This window comes from Steroidobacter sp., assembly GCF_016790065.1.
Classification (GTDB): domain Bacteria; phylum Pseudomonadota; class Gammaproteobacteria; order Steroidobacterales; family Steroidobacteraceae; genus Steroidobacter.
The window spans coordinates 1-3,071 of record NZ_JAEUPY010000814.1 but is presented as its reverse complement, the minus strand read 5'-3'; the positions used below and the strand labels follow the sequence as shown (position 1 = coordinate 3,071).

At 59.4% G+C, this 3,071-nt stretch carries 2 protein-coding genes; both read right to left on the bottom strand.

Going from position 1 to position 3,071, the window contains the following annotated elements:
- Nucleotides 1-261 precede the first annotated feature (261 nt).
- Entirely contained in the window at nucleotides 262-1,500 is a 1,239-nt protein-coding gene (locus JNL55_RS32960) for an alpha/beta hydrolase family protein (RefSeq protein ID WP_293864778.1), read from the bottom strand.
- Nucleotides 1,501-1,523: 23 nt separating this feature from the next.
- The coding region (locus JNL55_RS32955) for a TonB-dependent receptor domain-containing protein (RefSeq protein ID WP_293864775.1) at nucleotides 1,524-3,071 on the bottom strand (1,548 nt) is incomplete at its 5' end.

Genomic DNA, 3,071 nt, shown 5'->3' with positions numbered 1-3,071 from the left:
CGGATTGAGCGTCATACCCGTGACTCGTTTGCCTAGCTTCCAAGAAAAGTGCTCCACCGCTCTTTCGTAGCGAGCACGCAGTTCCGCGTCGGACTCAGCGGAGGACTGCGCGTGCGTGCATGGAGCCCAGACAGCAATGGCGGCCAGAACGGCGCCGATCAATCGTCGCATCAGTGCTTTCTCGTGTATTCGTGGCTAGGCCCACGCCCGGGCTTATCTCTATGAATACGAACGAGGCGACCATTTCCTCACACTCGAGGGTCACTGTCGATCCGCTGTGGAGCGACTCGAGCGCAGCTTGAGCTGACCATACGGCCGCTGCCCGGACAACAACGGAGTCTCGGTCACTTGCCGCAGATACTTGTCGAAGAACTCCAGCGTCGCCTGATTGACGATGTCGTGCGCCAAACGCGGATGCATGTACTTGGCAGACTCAGGTTCGAACAGCGTGCGATCGGAGAAGTGGCCATGCGTGGCCGTGAGCAAGGTCAGGTCGTACCAGTCGGCTTCCGTTCTCCGGTAGAGCTGCCATCGCAAACTATCAGCCGTCGCGGACAACTCCCGATCCGCCGCACTCGGTTCCGCGTCGCCCGGCAATCCCGAAGCATCGCCGAAGATCTGCATGATCGGCCGTCGCGTACCGGTCTGAGTCACATCGGTGTAGAGCCAGCCGTCGAGATTGACTGCCGCCTTGATGCGCGGATCGTCGCGACCTGCCTGTAGTGACAACGCGCCGCCGAGCGACCAGCCGAGCGAACCGACGCGATCCAAATCGAGACGATGATAAAAGCGCGAACGCTTGGTCTGGTTCAACGCCTGCAAACGATCCAGCACGAACCCGATATCCTTGACGTGCACCGGCATCAGCAAGGTTGAGAACCGCTCCACTTGCAACCGAAACCGCTCCACTTCGGCGAGCCCCTGCGCCTGCGCATCGTCAACGAACGGCAGGTTTTGATCCGGACGATAATTGTCGCCATTGGGAAAGCGCTCGATCCGAGTCAGACCGGTATGGCCAATGGCAACGACGATGTAGCCATGACTGGCCAGAAACTCCGTTTGGAATGTCGCGCTGAAGTGCGGGTGATAACCGCCGGGGTTGTAGATGAGGATGGGAAAACGCGCCGGCTGCTCAGCCAACGGCGCGTTCAACACCGAGGTAGTACGGACGTGCTTGGAGTCGTCCAACCATCTTGCATCCTCATCCTGTGGATATAGCTCACGATGCAAAGCATACGGCGCACGCAGCGCATCGCCTTTGACAGCCGCCGGATACCAGACCTGCACCATCAGATGACGCTTGTCCGTAGGATCGGACGTTGTCGTCTCGTCCCGCTGCTCGTCGATCCACAGCTCTTCGAATGTTCCCGTCTGCCACGGACCGCGTTGATCGCCAGCAAAAACATCGCGCGAGACGCGGAAAGGCGCGCCCGCCTCGACCTGTGAACTCCAGGCAGGCACCGCCAACAGCAGCGTCGCCGCCAGAATGAAACCACGCATGCTCAAACCCTCTACCCTGACGATCAGAACCGCGCGGTACCGCCCAACACAAAGTAACGACCTATCGAATCGTATAAAGCGCCATTGGCGCCGAGATAGGTGTAAGGGTTCTGCGGCGGCTCGACATCGAACAAGTTGTTCACCGCCAGTCTCAAGTTGTAGCCAGTGCCGATGGCATAGCCGAGCGCCAGATCGTTATAGATGCGTTCTGGAACACGCGGGCGATCGTAAGTCTCCAAGGTCGAATTCATGTCGATGCGTGCCTTACCGATCACGCGAGTGTCGAGATCGACGCTCATCCCACGATGCTGATAGCCAAGCGACAGCGTGCCGCGCCACGCCGGCGTGTTGTACTCCCCACGCCGCAACAGCAAACTCGCCGGATCGCTGCTGTCGATCAGCTCTTCCAGCGAGCGCAGATACGAGGCGTTGAGTGCCACCGTGAACCGGCCCGGAATATCGAGTCCATGGAACGCAGGATCGAACACATAAGCCACCTGCACATCCACACCATCCGTCGACAACTTGCCGACATTGATGATGCTGTAGTCGACCAGGTCGATCGTGCTATCGGCGCCGCGAGTCACGCGAGGACAAAAAACATTGTCGATGGTCGCCGAGTCGACGCACTTCTCGACGATGGCAGTAACGTCGAGCGGCTGCACGGCGTCCTCGATCTCGATGTTCCAATAATCGATGGCGATAGACAGCGCCGGCAACGCTTCGGGCGTGAACACAAAGCCCACCGTCCACGCGTCCGACGTCTCAGGATCGAGTTGTCGATTGCCACCGCCGACGGTATTGAAAATCGCCAGCTCACCGACGCCCGCCGGCCCTTCCCAGCCCACTGGCACACCGAGCGCATGACAGTTGGTTGCACGATTGGGCGCTGTATTGATCTGCGACAACTCGCACGGATCGTAAATATTGATTTGCGAAATCTGGCGCGGAGCGAACAGCTCATAAAGATTTGGCGCACGCACGCTGCGAGACGCCGTGGCACGCAGACGCAGGCTCTTCACCGGCGACCAGGAGCCGCCATACTTCCACGCGGTGGTACTGCCAATGGAATCGTAGTCGGAGACGCGTACAGCACCTTCCACGCTCAGGTCGTGAACCAAAGGTTTGTCACGTAACAGCGGTACCACCACTTCAAGAAATGCTTCGCTGACCGAATCTTCTCCCGTCAGCGACGTACCAGCGGCCTTGTCACTCAGCAACCCCAGCTCGGCCAGTGGATCGTCCTTGTAGCTGCGAGTATCCCTGCGATACTCCACACCGATAGCCGAAGCCAATGCACCCGCAGGCAAATCGAACAACTTGCCCGTGAGTTGCGCACCAGCCAGCGTCTGCGTATTGGTTACACGCAGCGTGCGATCGGTGCGGAAGTAAGCCAGCGCCGCATCGCTGGCGGCGTTCATACCAAGGATGTTTAGCGGCTGACAGCCGGCGGCTCGCGCACTCTCGCTGCGACACACCGGATTTCCGGTGAGCGGATCGCTGATCGCGTCGAGTGCCTCGAAAAAGCGACTGGTGATGCGCTGATTGGTTTCGCGGCTGGTGAGTTTGTA